At 32.0% G+C, this 18,375-nt stretch carries 19 protein-coding genes; 12 read left to right on the top strand and 7 right to left on the bottom strand.

The window, feature by feature from the left end; translation table 11 throughout:
• Positions 1-124 precede the first annotated feature (124 nt).
• The 12 genes from NZ841_06035 (at position 125) to NZ841_05980 (ending at position 13,708) form a co-directional block, all read left to right on the top strand.
• A complete protein-coding gene (locus tag NZ841_06035) occupies positions 125-901 on the top strand; it encodes a DeoR/GlpR family DNA-binding transcription regulator (GenBank protein ID MCS7202316.1) in 777 nt (258 codons plus the stop codon).
• Positions 902-919: 18 nt separating this feature from the next.
• Entirely contained in the window at positions 920-3,307 is a 2,388-nt protein-coding gene (locus NZ841_06030) for a dehydrogenase E1 component subunit alpha/beta (protein ID MCS7202315.1), read from the top strand.
• On the top strand, positions 3,308-4,276 hold the full coding sequence (locus tag NZ841_06025; protein ID MCS7202314.1) for a 2-oxo acid dehydrogenase subunit E2: 969 nt from the start codon (positions 3,308-3,310) through the stop codon (positions 4,274-4,276).
• A gap of 18 nt (positions 4,277-4,294) precedes the next feature.
• Positions 4,295-5,575: a zinc-binding dehydrogenase gene (locus NZ841_06020; protein ID MCS7202313.1), complete on the top strand. Its 1,281-nt coding sequence runs from the start codon at positions 4,295-4,297 to the stop codon at positions 5,573-5,575.
• Complete coding sequence (locus tag NZ841_06015) at positions 5,572-6,762, top strand: hypothetical protein (GenBank protein MCS7202312.1); 1,191 nt, start codon at positions 5,572-5,574, stop codon at positions 6,760-6,762. Before NZ841_06020 ends, NZ841_06015 begins: the two co-directional genes overlap by 4 nt.
• Positions 6,759-7,544: a sorbitol-6-phosphate dehydrogenase gene (gene srlD / locus NZ841_06010; protein ID MCS7202311.1), complete on the top strand. Its 786-nt coding sequence runs from the start codon at positions 6,759-6,761 to the stop codon at positions 7,542-7,544. The genes NZ841_06015 and srlD overlap by 4 nt, the downstream gene beginning before the upstream one ends.
• 4 nt (positions 7,545-7,548) lie before the next feature.
• A complete protein-coding gene (locus NZ841_06005; protein MCS7202310.1) occupies positions 7,549-8,553 on the top strand; it encodes a sugar phosphate isomerase/epimerase in 1,005 nt (334 codons plus the stop codon).
• Positions 8,537-9,223 (top strand): class II aldolase/adducin family protein, encoded by a 687-nt coding sequence (locus NZ841_06000; GenBank protein MCS7202309.1) that lies wholly within the window; start codon positions 8,537-8,539, stop codon positions 9,221-9,223. The genes NZ841_06005 and NZ841_06000 overlap by 17 nt, the downstream gene beginning before the upstream one ends.
• Entirely contained in the window at positions 9,210-9,752 is a 543-nt protein-coding gene (locus tag NZ841_05995; protein MCS7202308.1) for a D-lyxose/D-mannose family sugar isomerase, read from the top strand. The genes NZ841_06000 and NZ841_05995 overlap by 14 nt, the downstream gene beginning before the upstream one ends.
• Before the next feature lie 16 nt (positions 9,753-9,768).
• Entirely contained in the window at positions 9,769-10,641 is an 873-nt protein-coding gene (locus NZ841_05990) for a hypothetical protein (protein MCS7202307.1), read from the top strand.
• A complete protein-coding gene (locus tag NZ841_05985; protein ID MCS7202306.1) occupies positions 10,641-11,249 on the top strand; it encodes a hypothetical protein in 609 nt (202 codons plus the stop codon). The genes NZ841_05990 and NZ841_05985 overlap by 1 nt, the downstream gene beginning before the upstream one ends.
• Before the next feature lie 110 nt (positions 11,250-11,359).
• A complete protein-coding gene (locus tag NZ841_05980; GenBank protein ID MCS7202305.1) occupies positions 11,360-13,708 on the top strand; it encodes a hypothetical protein in 2,349 nt (782 codons plus the stop codon).
• On the opposite strand, the gene NZ841_05975 is transcribed toward NZ841_05980, so the two are convergent.
• The 7 genes from NZ841_05975 to NZ841_05945 form a co-directional block, all read right to left on the bottom strand.
• Positions 13,691-14,386, bottom strand: a complete 696-nt coding sequence (locus NZ841_05975) for a protein-L-isoaspartate(D-aspartate) O-methyltransferase (protein ID MCS7202304.1) — start codon at positions 14,384-14,386, stop codon at positions 13,691-13,693. The genes NZ841_05980 and NZ841_05975 overlap by 18 nt on opposite strands.
• Before the next feature lie 91 nt (positions 14,387-14,477).
• Positions 14,478-14,867 (bottom strand): desulfoferrodoxin family protein, encoded by a 390-nt coding sequence (locus NZ841_05970; protein ID MCS7202303.1) that lies wholly within the window; start codon positions 14,865-14,867, stop codon positions 14,478-14,480.
• A gap of 83 nt (positions 14,868-14,950) precedes the next feature.
• The gene (gene folK, locus NZ841_05965; GenBank protein MCS7202302.1) at positions 14,951-15,430 is read right to left on the bottom strand and encodes a 2-amino-4-hydroxy-6-hydroxymethyldihydropteridine diphosphokinase; all 480 of its coding nucleotides are present in this window, start codon (positions 15,428-15,430) and stop codon (positions 14,951-14,953) included.
• Positions 15,412-16,608, bottom strand: coding sequence for a dihydropteroate synthase (gene folP, locus NZ841_05960; GenBank protein ID MCS7202301.1), 1,197 nt, complete (start codon positions 16,606-16,608; stop codon positions 15,412-15,414). Before folP ends, folK begins: the two co-directional genes overlap by 19 nt.
• Entirely contained in the window at positions 16,605-17,390 is a 786-nt protein-coding gene (folE2, locus tag NZ841_05955) for a GTP cyclohydrolase FolE2 (GenBank protein ID MCS7202300.1), read from the bottom strand. Before folE2 ends, folP begins: the two co-directional genes overlap by 4 nt.
• A complete protein-coding gene (gene queD / locus NZ841_05950; GenBank protein ID MCS7202299.1) occupies positions 17,362-17,739 on the bottom strand; it encodes a 6-carboxytetrahydropterin synthase QueD in 378 nt (125 codons plus the stop codon). The genes folE2 and queD overlap by 29 nt, the downstream gene beginning before the upstream one ends.
• 77 nt (positions 17,740-17,816) lie before the next feature.
• The coding region (locus NZ841_05945) for a DUF4038 domain-containing protein (GenBank protein ID MCS7202298.1) at positions 17,817-18,375 on the bottom strand (559 nt) is incomplete at its 5' end.

Below are 18,375 nucleotides of genomic sequence, written 5' to 3'. Positions count from 1 at the left end.
TACAGCTTTACGTTTTGAAAGATCCTTAATTTCTTGACAATTTCGAAAATATATAATAGCATAAAGAAAAAAAATGAAAATAGAAAATGAAAATAAATGAATACATATGGAATGGAGGGAGAAAATGTTAGCAGAAGAAAGAAGGACAAGAATTTTAGAGCTTTTAGAAAAGGAAAGGGGGGTTAAGGTCTCTGATTTAGTAAGAATATTTAATGTTACTGGCGCAACTATAAGAAGAGATTTAGAAGCATTGGAAAAAGAAGGATTCTTGAAAAGAACCCATGGTGGTGCTGTTCTTCCCCAAAGTTTTTCTTTTGAACCCTTATATGCAACAAAAAAGAGACAGAATTTAAAGGAAAAGATGGCTATTGGAATAAAAGCAGCAGAATTAATAAATGATGGAGAAACGATTTTCATAGAGACAGGTAGTACTACTCTTCAAATTGCAAGAAATATTAAGAATCGCCATGACTTAACCGTTGTTACAAACTCTATAGATGTTGCGAGAGAATTATTAAGTGCAAGAGGAATTGAAGTTATTCTCACAGGAGGAGTATTAAGAAAGGAGACAATAGCTTTAATAGGTCCCATAGCAGAAAGAGTTTTAAGAGAATTCAGAGTAGATAAAGCATTTCTTGGAATATCGGGAATTATCCCTGGAAAGGGCATGAGTACTGCAAGCATTGCAGAAGCTCAAATAAAAAAATTGATAATTGAAATGGGAAGAGAAATTATAGGAGTTGCAGATTATAGTAAATTTGGTAAAGAATGTTTTGCTTTTGTAGCACCTACAAAGGTACTAAGTAAGATTGTTGTGGATGATAAAGTTCCTTCAAAGTATATAGAGGAATTAAGAAATGAAGGGGTAGAAGTAATTGTATGTTCACCAGAGGACATTTAAAAAGAGGGAGGAAAAGCTATGCCCAAGGAAATAAATATTTTCCCAGAGTTTGAGCAGGGATACATAGAAGTTGGAGGAAAAATACCTAAATTTCAATACAACAAAACTCTAAGAGAAGAATTAGATAAAGGAAATATTACAAAGGAAGAAAGTATTGATCTTTTAAAATGTATGCTTCTTATTAGAAATTTTGAGGAAATGATCTATGAGTTAAGGGTAAATAAAGGAAAATATGGTCCCATAAGATATCTTTATATTGGTGCTTCTCATCTTTCAATAGGGCAGGAAGCAGTGCCCACAGGAGGAATATCGGTAATAACAAAGGATGATTATATAACAAGCACCCATAGAGGTCATGGAGATGCTTTAGCTAAAAGTTATTTTGGGTTAAAGGGAATGAATGAAAAGGAGTTAAAGGATTTTATTTTAAGAAATAGAGAAGTTTCAGATTTTTTAGGTTTTAATTGGGAGGATAAAAGTAAAGAAGAACTTTTTGAATTTGCTCTTCAAATTACTCTTTTTAGGGCTATAGCGGAGCTTTTTGGAAAAGAATGGGGTATTTGTAGGGGAAGAGGAGGTTCTATGCATATTGCAGATTTTAGCTTAGGACATTTGGGAGCCAATGCTATAGTAGGAGGAAGCATGGGAATTGCTGTAGGATCCGCTATGGCGTCAAGATTTCTTGAGGATGGAAGGGTGACTTTGTGTTTTATAGGAGACGGAGCTATGAATACAGGAATAGCTCATGAAGCGATAAATATGGCTTGTATGGCCCAATTTACTAATGGATTGATGGGGAAAAAATTTGGAATTCCTGTAATATTTATGATTATGAATAATCAATATGGGGAATCAGGTCAACAAAGGGGGGAAGTTACAGGAATAGATTATCTTGCGGAAAGGGGATTTGCCTATAACAAAAAGGGAATGTACGCAGAAGTTGTTAATGGGATGAATGTTCTTGCGGTAAGGGATGCAGTAAAAAGGGCAGTAGAAAGAGCACGAGAGGGAGAAGGACCTATTCTTCTTGAGTTTTGGGGATATAGGTTTATGGGGCATTCTCTTAGTGATGTTTTAGAAAAGCCTGAAGATGCTACCTACAGAAGCTACGAAGAACTGCAATTATGGAAAAAATATGATCCCATTGATTTATATTCACAGGAGCTTATTAATGCTGGCGTTTTAACTAAGGAAGAAATTGAGATTTTAAAAAGGGAATTTAGATTAAGAAATGAGAATATTACTGCAAAAGTTATTGAATCTCCCAATCCAGACCCAAAAGATATGACCCTTTATTTATTTAAAGAAAATGGAATAAATAATGATGTTCCAGAAAGATTTAGTAGGGTCCAAGTTATAAAGGAACCTTCTTTTAAGGATAGAGATCCTAATATTGAGATAACCTATAGAGAAGCTATTATCGAAGCCCTTTATCAGGAGATGAAAAGAGATAAGAGGGTTATACTATGGGGAGAAGATATTGCAGATTACGGTGGTTCCTTTGGAGCAACGAAGGGGCTTTTGGAGATTTTTGGTAGAGAGAGGATATTTAATACTCCTATTTCCGAAGCTGCTATTGTAGGGACAGGCATTGGAGCTGCAATGAGGGGATTAAGGCCGGTAGTAGAGATAATGTATATTGATTTTATTCTCATTGCTATGGATCAGGTGGCAAATCAAGCAGCAAAGATGAGATATATGTCTGGAGGACAGGTAGAAGTTCCTCTAACTATAATTACGACCATTGGAGGGGGAAAGGGTTATGCAGGACAGCATTCCCAAAGTATAGAATCCATCTTAACTCATATTCCTGGATTAAAAATTGTTGCGCCCTCGGATGCTTATGATGCTAAGGGATTGTTGATTGCATCAATTAGGGAAGATAATCCTGTGATTTATATAGAACATCAGAATTTATTACAAGATCCTCTTCTTTCCTCTTTTACTAAGAGAAAGGTTCCAAAGGAGGAATACATTGTACCCATAGGAAAGGCGGATATTAAAAGAAAAGCTAAGAATTATGAAAAAAGTATTACTGTGGTTTCTTGGTCTGCGATGGTTTATGCTGTTCTAAAAGCAGGAGAAGAATTGGAAAAGGAGGGAATAGAATTAGAAGTCGTTGATCTTAGAACTTTATATCCTTTGGATATGGATACTATACTGGAATCAGTAAAGAAAACAGGAAGACTTGCAGTTGTAACCCAAGGTGTATCTTTCATGTCTCTATCTTCTGAAATTATTACTCAAGTTGTGGAAAGAGGAAAGGATTTTCTAAAGGATAAGCCATTAAGGATTGGTGCTCCTTACTGTCCACCTCCTGCATCTCCAATTCTTGAGAAAGCCTTTTTACCTAATGATAAAAAAATTGTAGAAGAAGTAAGAAGATTATTTTTGGGAGGGAAATAAATGATTAAGAAAATAATTATGCCAAAAGTCAGCGAAGTAATGGAGGGGGGAACAATAATTACTTGGCTAAAAAAGGAAGGAGATTGGGTTGAAAAGGGAGAACCAATTTTAGAGATAGAAGTAGAGAAGGCAGTAATGGAATGGGAAAGCCAAGAGGAAGGATATCTAAGAAAGATATTGGTGAAGGAAGGAGAAACGGTTCCTATAGGGACTGTCTTAGCCTATCTTTCAGATACTTTGGAAGAGGAGATTCCAGGAGAAGAAAAGATTACAGAAGAAGTTAAAGAAGAGGATAAAAGAGAAGCAAAAAGAATTCCTCTTACATCTATGAGAAAAACTATTAGTGAAAGATTATCAAAGAGTAAACAGCTTATCCCACATTTTTATGTATTCACTGAGGTGGATATGACAGAGCTTGTTAATATCAAATCAAAGCAAGAAAACGAAATAAAAATTGATGATTTTATTATAAAAGCGACAGCAATAGCTCTAAAGGATTTTCCTTTAATAAACTCTCGATTTAAAGAGAATGAAATAGAGCTTCTGACGGATATAAACGTGGGATTTGCGGTAGCTTTAGGAGATGAAGGTCTTGTGGTTCCTGTTATAAAAAAAGCAGATAATAAAAGTTTAAAAGAGATAGCAAAGGAGAGGCAAAATCTCATTGAAAAGGCAAGGAGTGGTAAGCTTAGTCTAGAGGACATATCCGATGGAAGTATAACTATTAATAATGTGGGAGTATTTGGAGTTTCCTCAATTTTGGCAATTATTAATCCTCCCGAAGTGGCAATTGTTACCACAGGTGTTATCCAAGACAAACCTGTAGTTTTGAATGGAGAAATAAAGATAAGAAAGATGATGGAGATGACCCTTTCTGCGGACCATAGAGTTATTGATGGAGCTTATGGCTCCAGATTCATAATGAAGGTTAAGGAGTTATTAGAAAATCCAGGCTTATTAACTGAATAATTAAGGAGGTCTTTCTATATGTCCATAGAAACTATCGCATTAAGAATGTACGGTAAAATGGACTTAAGACTGGAAAGATTTGAACTTCCTGATATTAAAGAAGATGAAATATTGGCGGAAATAATTTCAGATACCAGCTGTCCTTCTACTTATAAAGAAATTACGCAAGGATCAGATCATCCAAGAGTTCCAAAAGATATAGATAAAAATCCTATAATAGTGGGACATGAGATGGCAGGAAGGATTCTTAAAGTGGGAGAAAAATGGAAAGGAAAATATGAAGAGGGACAAAAATTCACAATTCAACCTGCTTTGTTATATGAAGGGGGGCCTGTGGGAGTTTTAAGTGCTCCTGGATACTCCTATAAATATCTTGGAGGTCTTGCTACAAGGGTGATAATACCTAGGGAAGTTATGGAACAAAACTGTCTTTTGATTTATGAGGGAGATTCTTTTTTTAAAGGTTCCCTTGTGGAACCTCTCTCTTGCATCGTAGGAGCTGTAAATGCTCAGTATCATACAAAAGAAAACAGTTATGAGCATATTATGGGAATAAAAAGGGGCGGAAAATTAGCAATATTAGGGGGAGCAGGCCCCATGGGATTAGGATTTTTGGATTATTTTATAAATGGGCCCCAAAAACCAAGTTTATTAGTGATCACAGATATAGATGATGAAAAATTGGAAAGGGCAAGAAGGGCATATCCTGTAGAATTGGCAAGGGAAAAAGGAATTGATTTAAGATTTGTAAATCCTTTAAAAGATGAATCTTATAAAAAAATAAAATATGATGATATTTTTGTATTATATCCAAGTAGCAATTTGGTGGAAGAGGCAGATTTTCTTCTTGATAGGGATGGATGTATGAATTTCTTTGCAGGACCAACGGATCATAACTTTTCTGCTAAGATCAATTTCTTTAAGATTCACTATGATAAGCATCACATAGTAGCAACTTCAGGAGGAAATGCAGATGATATGTGGTATGCATTGGATTTGGTATCAAAAGGAATATTAAATCCCTCTCCCATGATAACCCATGTGGGAGGGATAAATTCTGCAAGGGATTTGCTTTTAAATTTTCCTAAGATTCCTGGTGGAAAAAAACTTATATATACTCATTTAAATTTTCCTCTAATAGATATTGATGATCTTGAAAGATTAAGTTATGAGGGAGAAAAGGAGCTTTGTTCCATATATAAAGATCTTTATGAAATTGTTAAGAAAAATGGAGGATGGTGGTGCTCTGAAGCAGAGGAATATCTTCTTAGTCAAGATCATTTAAAAATTAGAATATGAAAATAGCTGTTCAATTTGGAGCAGGGAATATAGGAAGAGGCTTTATTGCAGATCTATTAAAAAGATCAGGATATAAGATTGTTTTTGTAGAGGAAAATAAAGATTTAGCTTATGCTTTGAATAATAGAGGAGAATATCCTTTAAAATTATTTCAAAGGGATGGAACTATAAAAGATTTAATTATTGATAATTTTTTAGTTATAAATCCTGAAGATGAAAGTAAAATAGCTCAATATATATCTCAAGGAGAAGTAATTTTTACTGCTGTTGGAGTTAAGAATCTTTCTAATATTGCTCTCCTCATATCTCAAGGATTGAAAAAAAGATTTTATGAAAATCAATCCCCATTAAATATTTTTATTTGTGAGAACTCAAAATCCGCTCCAGAAATATTAAAAAAGGAAATATTTAAATATTTGAATCAAGAAGAGAAGAATTTTGTAGAGAATAAGGTGGGTTTTGTTTTAACTTCCGTTGCACGAATGGTTGCAGGTTCAGGAGAAAGACATGGATATGAAGATCCTTTATTAATAGTAACGGAAGAATATAACCTACTACCCTTTGATCTTAAAGCTATCAAGGGGAATATACCTCCAATTTTTGGACTTAAACCTTCTGAAAATTTTGAGCTGGAAATAGATAAAAAATTATTTATCCATAATTTAGGTCACTCAGTTCTTGCCTATTTTGGATATTTAAAGGGATATAAATTTATTCATGAATCTATAAAGGATAAAGAGATTAGAGAAGTATTTGATGGAGTAATAAAAGAAGTTTCTCAAGCTCTTTTTTTGAAACACAGAGATATTGATAAAAGGGAGTACAAAGAATACCTTGAGGATCTTATAAAAAGATTTGAGAATCCCCTTCTTATGGATCCCATAACAAGGGTAGCAAGGGATCCCATAAGAAAATTAGGTCCTTCAGATAGAATTATTGGTGGAGCAAGATTTTGTCTTTCTCACGGTATATTTCCTGAAAATATAGCTTTTACATGTACCTGTGTCTTTTTTTACGATTATCCTGAAGATAAAGAAGCAAAAACTCTTCAGGAAAAAATTAAAGAGAGTGGAATAGAATATGTTTTGATGAAAATTTGTGGCCTTTCTTTAGAAGAAGATTTTACTAAAAGGGTTATTTTTTATTATGAGGAAATAAATAAAAAATTTAAGGGGGTAATGTTATGAGACTTAAGGACAAAGTAGCAATAGTTACTGGTGGTGCTCAAGGATTAGGAGAGGCTCTTTGTTATAGATTAGCAAAAGAGGGTTGTTTTGTTACTGTTGCTGACATCAAATATGGTAAAGCCCAAGAGGTTGCAGAAAGAATTGTAAAAGAATATGAAAGACCAGCTATGGCAGTGAAATGTGATGTAACTAAAGAAGAAGATGTGAAAGATATGGTAGAAAAAACTGTGGAAAGGTATAAAAGATTGGATATAATGATTGCTAATGCGGGAATACTAATTGCCCATGATATAACAGAATTTCCTTTGGAGGACTGGAAAAAGGTGATTGATGTAAATCTAACAGGATATTTTTTATGTGCTCGAGAATCTGCAAAGGTTATGGTAAAACAAAGATCAGGAGTTATTATCCAAATAAATTCAAAATCTGGAAAAAAGGGAAGTTTTAGAAATTGTGCTTATTCCGCATCAAAATTTGGGGGTATTGGTCTAACTCAAAGTATTGCTTTGGATCTTGCCCCTTATAATGTAAGAGTTGTTGCGGTTTGTCCTGGAGACCTTTTGGATTCTCCATTATGGAGAGATAGTTTATATGATCAGTATGCAAAAAGATGGGGAATAAGTAAAGAAGAGGTAAGAGAGAGATATTTAAAGCAAATACCTTTAGGAAGGGCATGTACCTATGATGATGTAGCCAACGTGGTAGTTTTCTTAGCAAGCGATGAAGCATCCTATATCACTGGGGATGCAGTTAATGTTACTGGTGGAGTAGAGATGAGGTGATAAAATGGAGAAAAAGAAAGTATTTTTAGATATTGGAATAAATGGTGCGTTTTTAACAAGAAGATGGGAAAATCCTGAAAATTTTATTAAATTAACCAAGGAATTGGGATATGACTACCACTCCTTTTGTAGTGATGTATTAGATCCCTTTTTTAGTGGAGATGAAGAGTATCAAAGGGAAACTGCAGAGAAAATAAGAAAGTACGCAGAAAAATATAATGTAATTATATGGGACTATTATACCGGAATGGCAACTCATAGATTTCATGGCCTTTCTCATAGTGATGAGAGGGTAAGAAAGAGAATGAAGGAATGGATAATAAGGGCAATAGATCTTGCAAGGATTATGGGAGCGAGCTATATTGGTGGGCATTGGGATGCTATTCCTGTTGAAGTTTTGGAAGACGAAGAAGAAACAAAAAAGAGAGTTAAAAATGTTTACAAAGAGTTCCGAGAACTTTCTCTAATTGTTAAAGAGAAAGGACTTTTGGGAATATCTAATGAACAGATGTATATTCCCAGTGAAAAGCCTTGGACCTTAGAAGAAGCAGAAGAATTTTTAATTCAAGTAAATAAAGATAATAATGGTGCACCTGTATATATAACCATAGATGTAGGACATCAGGCAGGAATGCATTATGGACTTAATGGTGAATCCCTTTTATATACTGAATGGCTTAAAAAATATGCAGTCTTTTCGCCCATAATACATCTTCAACAAACAACTCAAGAGAGTAGTAGTCATTGGCCCTTTACAAAGGATTATAATCAAAAGGGACAAGTAAAGATCGAGGAGGTTTTGGCCGCAATAAAATATTCCTATGAGAATTACAAAAATAATTCTGTTTCTTATTATTTGAAACCAGTTGAAAAGATTATTTTAGTAGTAGAAGTGATTCCTTCCTCTACCAAAACAGAGTGGGATTTATTAAGGGAGTTAAAGGAAACTGCAGAGTATTTAAGAAGTTACATCCCTAAAGGAGGAATATACTATGAGTTTGATGGATAAAAATATGGCAAAAAGAGAGTTAGTTGAGATTGGAAGAAAAATTGCTGAAAAAGGATTAGTGGTAGGTCCTGGAGGAAATACCAGTGTAAGATTACAGGATTTAGTTTATATGAAAGCAAGCGGGGTATCCTTCGAATATGCAGAGGAAGAAGACTATATAGGAGTAGATTTAAATACAGGAGAAGTTATAGAAGGAAGTAAAAGACCCACATCAGAAATTTGGCTTCATTTGGAATGTTATAAGGTTAGAAAGGATATAGGAGCAGTAGTGCATACCCATCCCCCTTTTTCCATCGCTTACGCCTTCCAAAATGAATCTTTAAAACCCTTTACTCCTGATATGGTTGCTCTTATTGGTTCAGAGATTCCTGTCATTGAATATGTAGTTCCTGGAGGAAAAGATTTTGCTTTTGCAGTGGGTAAAGTAATAAAAAATCATAATGGTGTACTTATTAAAAATCATGGATTAGTTACAGTGGGATCCAATCTGAAAGAAGCCTATTATAGGACCTTACTTATAGAAGAGGGAATTAAAACGATTATCTTTGCAAAACTATTGGGAAATATGGTATTCTTTACAAGGGAACAGATTGAAGAGATTAATAATTTGGAAGCAGAAAAATATCGCAAAAAGTTGTTAAAGGGAGGATTTGGGGATGAAGAGGAGTGAATATGAAAGGGCGAGAAAAAAAGCTCTTGAGTACTTTGAAAAGGCTCATATAGTTTTAACCGAAGAAGAAAAGAATAAAATTGAAGTAGCAGACTTTGGACTGGGAAGACTTGATGAAATTGGCTTAGAATTGTTAGTGTATGTAAATACAGATAGAGTATGCGCAAAGGAATTAGTGCTTTTTCCAAGACAGATATGTCCAGAACATAGACATCCACCTATAGGAAAAGAGGAAGGAAAAGAAGAAACATTTAGGTGTAGATGGGGTAAAGTCTATCTTTATGTTGAAGGAGAGCCTACAAAAAATCCTAAAGCTATAATTCCAGAGGATAAAAAACAATATTTTACTGTTTGGCATGAAATTGAATTAAATCCAGGAGAACAATATACTCTTCCACCCAATACTCTCCATTGGTTTCAAGCTGGAGATGAAGGTGCGGTGATATCAGAATTTTCCACAAAAAATACTGATGAATACGATATCTTTACTGATCCTGAGATAAAGAGAATTCCAATAATAGAAGACTAATCTGGGGGGCAATTTTATGCCTAAAGAATTTTTAATAAAGGAACTGCCCTTTGAAAAGATTTTTGACTCAAAAGTCAGAAATATAACTTTATCCTTTTTTGATCTTTCAAAATATTTAAATTCTCCCCAAAATTTTGATAGATTTGAATTTTTAGAAATAAAAGGAGAAAATTCCCATTTTACCCTTTTGTATTCTAAAGGATCCTATATTGCAAGTTCCTATATAGAAATGGATAATTTAATTTTAAACCAAAATGCATTATCTTATTTTCCTCCTACAAATAAAAATCTTATTATTAACATATTTAGTATATATAATGAAGAAATAGTAAATAGTATCTTAGCTTTATATTATGGAGAAATAAGCTACAGTAGTCTTGATTATGAAGTTCTTGATATCTCAAGATTTTTTGATTTATTATATGAAGAAAGATTTACAGGAATATTAACTTTTTCAGGAGAAACAAAGGAATATATATTTTGTAATGATGGGAAGGGACTTATATTAGACAGGGGAAGAATAAAGGAGTTATTTCCTATGAGGGAATTTATTCACCATATTCCTGACTCATTAATTCCCTTACTTTCTAATCCTAAAACAAAATTATCAATGTTTTCTTTTAAAAAAGAAAGAAATATAAAACCCCTTGAATTGAGATTTATAAAATTGGTTTCTTTGGAAGAATATATAAATATGGCAGAATATGTCAAAAAATTGGCAGGAGGAAGAGCTTTATTAATTTTTGAAAAATATTTTAAGCCTAATTCCTCAAAATCTGAGTATCTATTTAATTTAGATGAGTTTCAAAGAGAGATTTCTAAATTAATTGGTAAAAACTTGTCTTTTGCTATTATTAAATTTATAGAAGATCAATTAAATTTAACATGATGGGGAAGGTTTTATACTATTTTTCTCTAATTTTTATATTTATTTTAATTCTGGGAAATATTCTTATAACCCCTCTATTTCCTTTTATCGATCTTGAGATACTTTCCTTTTTACTAGTAATAATTCTTTCTCTTTCTGCTATAAATATGGAGCTCAATGATCGAAGCTTTTTTATAATACTAATTACTTATTTTCTTCTTTTATTAGTACATAAACTTGTGGAACTTCCTTATAAAGATCTGGTAAATAATCTTTTAGAAGTTTTGCTCCTTTTATCCTTTTTTCTATTAATAAAACCCTATTTAGGTATGAAAATAAGACCTAATTTTGTGATTCCCCCTTTATTTTATTTTTTTATCTTTCTTTCTTCATTGTATTTTAACAAAATGAATATTTCCCTTTTTGTTAATTCCTTCATAATTTTATTTTTAATTTTGAAAATCTTTATTCATCTATGGGGAGATTATATGTTTCCATGGTTATATATCCTTTTAGGATTTCTTTTCAAATATTTTGGAAGCTTAATGAATATGACTGATCTTTCCTTTTTCTTAGCGATCTTTATTTCTTTAGGAGTTTTAAAATATTTAATAGTATATAGGATTTAGAAAAAGAATAAGAAGATTGATAACATGTGATAAGAAGAGTATAATTAGTAAGAAGCCAACCTCTCCAGAACCTCACCTCCCCACCTCCCCCTCCTGGATAACTGGAGAGGTTGGCTAAAAAAGTAATGATGGTAAAGAGAAATTTTATTTATTTAGGAATATTGTTAATTTCTTCTTCTCAATTGTATTTTTCCCTTTTTCTTACTCGTTTCTTTTCCATTTCTCAGGGATATCATTGGGCTTTTTTTGTAATTGGACTTGCCCTTCTGGGAAGTGGTGCAAGTGGAACTCTTTTATCCTTAAAGAAAGACTTTAACAAAGAAAAATTATTAAAAATAATTCATCTTTCAGCCTTATTTTTTCCTCTTTCTATTTTCTTTTCCTATTTATTTAATAATACCTTCCCCTTTGATCCTTATCTTCTTCCTTGGTATCCTCAGCAATTTATTTTATGGATCCTAAATTTCATTATCCTTCTTATTCCCTTCTTTTTAATAGGCCTTATTATAGTTTCCGTCCTTTTTCTTTTTCCTGAAATATCCTCGAAAATCTATGGGTTAACATTTTTAGGAGGAAGTTTTGGAATAATTCTTTTAAATTTAGTTTTACCTAAAATGGATGAGTTCTCAAGCTTAATATTTTTGATAATACTTTCCCTTTTAGGAACAATTTTTCTCTCATCCCATAAAAAGTTTTTTCAAATTGAGATTATACTTCTTTTCTTTTTTATTCTTTTATTTTTTACAAAGTTCTTCTATATTCCCATAAAATTTTCTCCTTATAAAGATTTGGAACAGGTTAAAAGATATCCCCAAACGGAAATTCTAGAAACAAAAAGAAATGCCTTTACAAGATTTGACTTAATAAAATCTCCTGTGATACGGTTTGCACCAGGCTTAAGCTATAAATTTACTGGGGAAATTCCCTACAGTTTTGGATTCACCATAGATGGTGAAAATATCAAGGGGATAATAAAAGAAAATGGATTTACTGATTATTTACCCCAAAGTAGTTGCTTTTTACTTTTAAAGGATCCAAAGGTGTTAATTATTGAGCCTTCAGGGGGATTGGATATTGTTATTTCGAGGGAAAAAGGGGCAAAGGAGATTTTAGGGGTTACTGATAATCCCTTTATAGGAGAACTTTTAAAAAGCAATTTTCAGGATTTAAATATTATAGTTGAGAATCCAAGAGTATTTTTAAAGAGAATTAAAGAAAATTTTGATTTAATTATATTTTCTCTAAAGGAATCCTTTCATGTTATTACTTCAGGCTCCTATTCATTAAACGAAAACTATTTATATACTAAAGAGTCTATAAAAGATTCTTTTTCCTTACTTACGCCCTCAGGAATTTTATGTTTTACAAGATGGCTCCAAAGACCTCCAACGGAAGAGCTTCGGTTATTTATTACTGTTTACTATGCTCTTGGGGATTTAGGTATTGAAAATATTGAGAAACACATAATTGCCTTTAGAAGCTTAAATACCATGACCATTCTTGTTAAGAAATCTCCTTTTACTCAGGATGATATAAAAAGAATTAAAGATTTTCTTTTTGAAAAGGCTTTTGATCTAGTTTATTATTTTAATATAAAAGAAGATGAAATAAATAAATTCTGTGTTCTACCGCAGGAAATATATTATGAGAATATAATAAAATTTTTAGAAAAGAAAGAAGACTTCCTTAGAAAATATCCTTTTAGAATAGATCCTCCTTTTGATGATAAACCTTTCTTCTTTCACTTTTTTAAAAGCCCTCAAATTCCAGAAGTTTTAGAAAAATGGGGAAAAACGTGGCAACCTTTCGGAGGAGCAGGCTTTATTATTATCTTTCTTATTCTTCTTTTTGTAATAATTCTTTCTTTTATCTTAATCCTTCTGCCCTTAATTATTCGAAAAAAAGCCTTTCCTAAAAACATAAAGATATTAATAATTTTCCTTTATTTTAGTCTTATTGGACTTTGCTATTTATTTGTTGAAATTCCCTTAATGCAAAAATTTATACTCTACCTAAATCAACCCATATACTCCTTTTCTGTTATTCTCTCTTCTTTACTTTTATTTTCAGGAATTGGAAGTATTTTTTCTAAGAAACTTAAAAGATTCTTTCCCTATACCCTTTTTCTTTTAGGCTTTTTATTAATTCTTTCTCCTTTCCTTCTTTCTTATATTATTGAAAACACTCTTTTATATCCTTTCTTTATAAGAATTCTTATAAGCCTATTCTTTGTGGGGATTTTGGGATTTTTAATGGGAATACCCTTTCCTACTGGATTGGAAATTTCAAGAAAATATTCTGAGGAATTAATACCATGGGTTTATGCTATTAATGGATTCTTTTCTGTAATAAGTTCCTTTTCTTCCTCTTTAATTTCTCTTTCCCTTGGATTTTCTTTTGTTATCCTTATTGCAGGAATATTATATTTCATTTCGGGAATTTTACTTTCTTCTTTGTAGGGGGACAAAAAGAACACCTCCAAGATCTGTAAATTTTAACTTTCCGTCCTTCTTTTCTATTAACCACAGGGTTTGATACATACCTGGAGGTCCAACGGGAATGACCATCCTTCCCCCTTCTTTTAGTTGCTGAATTAAAGGAGGAGGAACATGATCAGGAGCACAGGTTACGATGATGGCATCGTAAGGAGCATATTCTTTCCAACCATAGTATCCATCATCCCACTTTACCATTACATAAGTATATCCTAGGGCTCTTAATCTCTCCTTAGCTCTATCTGCTAACTCTTTTATAATCTCCACTGTATATACTTTTTTTGTTATCTCTGCAAGAATTGCTGCCTGATAACCAGAACCTGTACCTATCTCTAATACCTTTTCATCCCCCTTTAATCTAAGAGATTCTGTCATAAGAGCTACAATATATGGTTGGGAAATGGTTTGTCCAAAACCAATGGGTAAGGGAAAATCTCCATAGGCAGAATTCCAAAGACTTTTATCTACAAAAAGGTGTCTTGGAACTTTTAACATCGCCTTTAACACTTTCTCATCCTTTACTCCCCTTGATTTTATAAGATTTACCATCTCTTCCCTTTTCTTTTCTAGCTCTTCAGTAGTGGAAGAAAAGGATGGATATAAAAGAAAAATCAATAAAATTAAAAGAATAATCTTTCTCACTTTTAATCACCATCAAAGTATAGTTCTTTCTCAGATTATATCATAAAAAACCCTCCCCCTATTCTAAAGGGAGAGGGCTTGAGAGGGGGAGTTAGAATTTTAAATCAATGGAGTTTTCCCAGAGTCCATGAATATTACAGTAGGATCCTGCAAAGATTTTACCTTCCTTTGAGGTTTTAAAAAGACATTCACCTACAGGTTCAGTATATACAGAACTTGTATCAGGACCTTGAATAGAAGCACCATGGGAAGAGAATTCAAATTTTGCTATTTCGTAAGGATATTTTTCTCCATCTGGTAAAAAGTAAACTGCAATCCAAGCTATGTAATGGGAAGAAGTATTGGGATGAGGAATTTCTTTTCCTACGGAAACTCTTAGTTTTACCCCCTTTTCCTTATCCTTTTCTAAGATTTCAATTACTGGAACATGCTTCTCCTTTGTCCAGTCTGCCTCTTGAAAGAGCTCTTTTAATTTATCCATAATCCTCACCTCTTTTTTAAAATAAAAATCATTCTTAATTAATTTTATAGTTTAATGAAGAAAATTTCAATCCATAAATAAGATTATCCTGAATTCTCTATAGATCTTCTTTTTAACTCTAAGTAAATTTCTCTTACTGTTTTTTTAAATATAGGATGTAAAAAATCAGGCTCTATTTCAAATAAAGGTTCCATAACAAAGATTCTATTATGAGCATCGGGATGAGGAATGATAAGTTTTTCATGATTTATTATCAAATCATCATAAAATATTATATCTAAATCTATGATCCTTGGACCCCATTTAATGGTTCTTACTCTTCCCATTTCTTTTTCCACTTCAAGAAGAAGATCCAAAAGTTCAAAGGGGGATAAGTCTGTTTCTATTAGGCATACCGCATTTAAAAAATTATCTTGATTTTTATAACCGTAAGGTTCTGTTTCAATTATGGAAGAAATTTTTATAATATTAAGACCTTTATCTTTTAGTCTATTTAAAGCTTCATCTATATTTTTTATTTTATCTCCTAAATTGGTTCCAATTCCTATGAATGCTTTATGCATTTTATTGCCTCTAATACTTTCAAAATTCTTTTATTTTCTTTCACATCATGAACCCTTATTATATCTACATCATTCAAGAAACATAAAGCTGTAACACCTAGAGTACCTTCAAGTCTTTCTTCTGGAGGGAGATCTCCAAGAGCTTTTCCAATAAAAGATTTGCGAGATGCTCCTATTAATATGGGTTTTTTTAAACTTTTAAGTTCTCTTAATCGGGAAAGAATTTCTAAATTATCTTCGTATCTTTTTCCAAAACCAATTCCAGGATCTATGATTATTTTATTTTCTTCTATTCCGTTATCTGTCATAAATAATATTCTTTCTATAAAAAATTCAGAAATTTCTTTGATTACATCTTCATAATATGGATTTATCTGCATATCTTTTGGGGTTCCTTTCATATGCATTAAAATATAAGGAGAGTTATATTCTTTAACAACTTTAAGTAAAGCCTTATCAAATCTAAAAGCACTAATATCGTTTATTATGTCTGCCCCCTTTTTAATTGCTTCCTCTGCAACTCTTGCTCTAAAAGTATCTACAGAGATTAAAACTTTTGGGAAATTTCTTCTTATTTCTTCTATAGCAGGAATAACTCTTTTCAGTTCTTCCTCTTCCTCTATAAAATCGGAACCAGGTCTTGTAGATTGTCCGCCTATATCTATGATATCAACTCCATTTTCAATCATATTTTGAGCGGTATTTAAAATATCTTCTATATTTGTCTTACGAGATCCAGCATAAAAAGAATCAGGGGTTACATTTATTATTCCCATAACTAAGGTTCTATTGAACTTTAACTCTCTATTCCAAGGGGTAAAGATAATTTCAGGTTTTTTTTTCTGAAAATATGTTTTTAACTCATTAATAACCTTAGGAATATCAAAGTAAGGATTATTCTCCATCTTCTGTAAGAGAATATCATACTGCTTTTTTGTACCAATAAATATGATGTCAGTTTTATCTACTTTGCAATCTACAGAATTTTTATGTACAATTGCATCTCCTCCAAGAGAAAGCATTTCCTGTTTGAAAATGTTCGCTGTAGGAGTAGATATATCAAATACCTTTAAAAGAATTATACGAGTTTTTCTCTCAAATATAGGAAAAGAAGCAGGATGAGCCCCTATTTTTTCCATTTCTTTTTTTAGAAATTCTGGAGTGATTTCTAAAATCATTTCTTATTTTCCCATCCCTTTTCTACAGAGGCAAAGGCCTCATGACTATGAATGCTTTCAAAACTTGTGACTTCAACTTTATACCATGTTATTTTATTATTTTTTTCTAACTCAGAAACTACATCTCTTACCACATCTTCTACAAATTTTGGATTTTGAAATGCATACTCTGTAATATATTTTTCATCTCCACGTTTCAATAAAGAATAAATAGGAGCACTGGCAGAATTTTCAGCAATGGAAACCAGATCCTCAAACCATATCATCTTTTTTGATCTGATATAGATCTCTGCTATTGCTCTCTGATTATGAGCACCAAAATTACTAATCTCTTTAGAACAGGGACATAAAGTATGGATAGGTACTTTTATTCCTACAATCATATCAAGTTTTTTATATAACTCTGCTTCAATAACACATTCTATTCTATTTGGAACAATAATATGGGATACAGGTGTCTTTTTATAAATAAAATAAGGAAATATTATTTTAATATGACTATTATCTGCTTTTAATTTATTTTTCACCTTTTTCAAAATATCTTCTAATTTTTCAGGATTTAACAATTCCATCTCGTTTAATATCTCAACAAATCTACTCATATGTGTTCCTCTTACATCATATCTTAAATCCACTGATATATCAAAACTTGCAACAGTATTTTGTATACTTCCTTCCTTTGTTACAACCTTGATAGGCCATGAAATATTTTTTATACCAACCTTTCTTAAATAAATGCCTCTATAATCCTTTTCATTCTGTACATCTCTCAATTTTCTCACCTCTGTATATTACTCCACTTTCTTGTGTTTCCCATACTTGTATTTCATAAAGATGACAATTTTTTCTATTGAGTTTTTTCTCTAACTTATCCCATATCCAAATTGCAATATTTTCTGCTGTGGGCTGAGATATAATTTCATTCAAATATGAGTGATCTAAAATATTGATTACTTCCCTTTTAACTATTTCTTTTAGTTCTACAAAATCTATAACCATGCCTTCTTCATCAGGATAGCCTTCCACTATAACTACAAGTTCATAGGTATGTCCATGTAGTTTTTCACATTTTCCTTTATATGATATCAAATTATGAGCAGAATCAAACTTAAACTTTTTAATAATAAACATAAGTATCTTTTTTCCTAATTATATCATCTTTATTGATAGAGAGTTAATTATATAAGGATATTGAGATATTTCTTTTATTATTTTTTTACACCTATAAATAAAAGATCGCTATTAAAAGGGATTCTTTTTATTAAAATATTTTCCCCCTCTCTTTTTATCTCAGGTACAAATATTATTCTTTCCTTAAGTTCTATTCCTTCCCATTCATAATCTTCTTCTAACTTAAGCTTTATATCTAAATTAAATGGTGTATAAATTAAAATCTTATCTTTACCTTTAGAAATCCTTATCTCCTCACTACCATCAACTAACACTTCATTATTTGGCTCTATATCAAACAGTTTATATTTTTCAAATATCTCTTTTGCAAAACTCACATCATATACTCCAGGAAATTTTATTGCATCTCTCCAGTCATAAGGTCTTCCATAACCCTCTACAACTTTATATTCCCCTATTCCCTTTTCCCATGACCATATCCCATGGGCTCCATAGGTAATACCTGCCTTTGCTCCTGACAATAAACTTTGCCATACAGCTTTTCTCACATCATCCCTTGTAAATCTTCCATATTTTTTAAAGTTTCCAATGGATCCTAGTCCTTCATAACAAGGCTCTCCATTAACTATAGGTCTT

Origin of the sequence: Dictyoglomus sp. (assembly GCA_025060475.1) — a bacterium.
Lineage (GTDB): Bacteria > Dictyoglomota > Dictyoglomia > Dictyoglomales > Dictyoglomaceae > NZ13-RE01.
The sequence above is the reverse complement of the archived record's forward strand: the minus strand, read 5'-3'. Positions and strand labels throughout refer to the sequence as shown.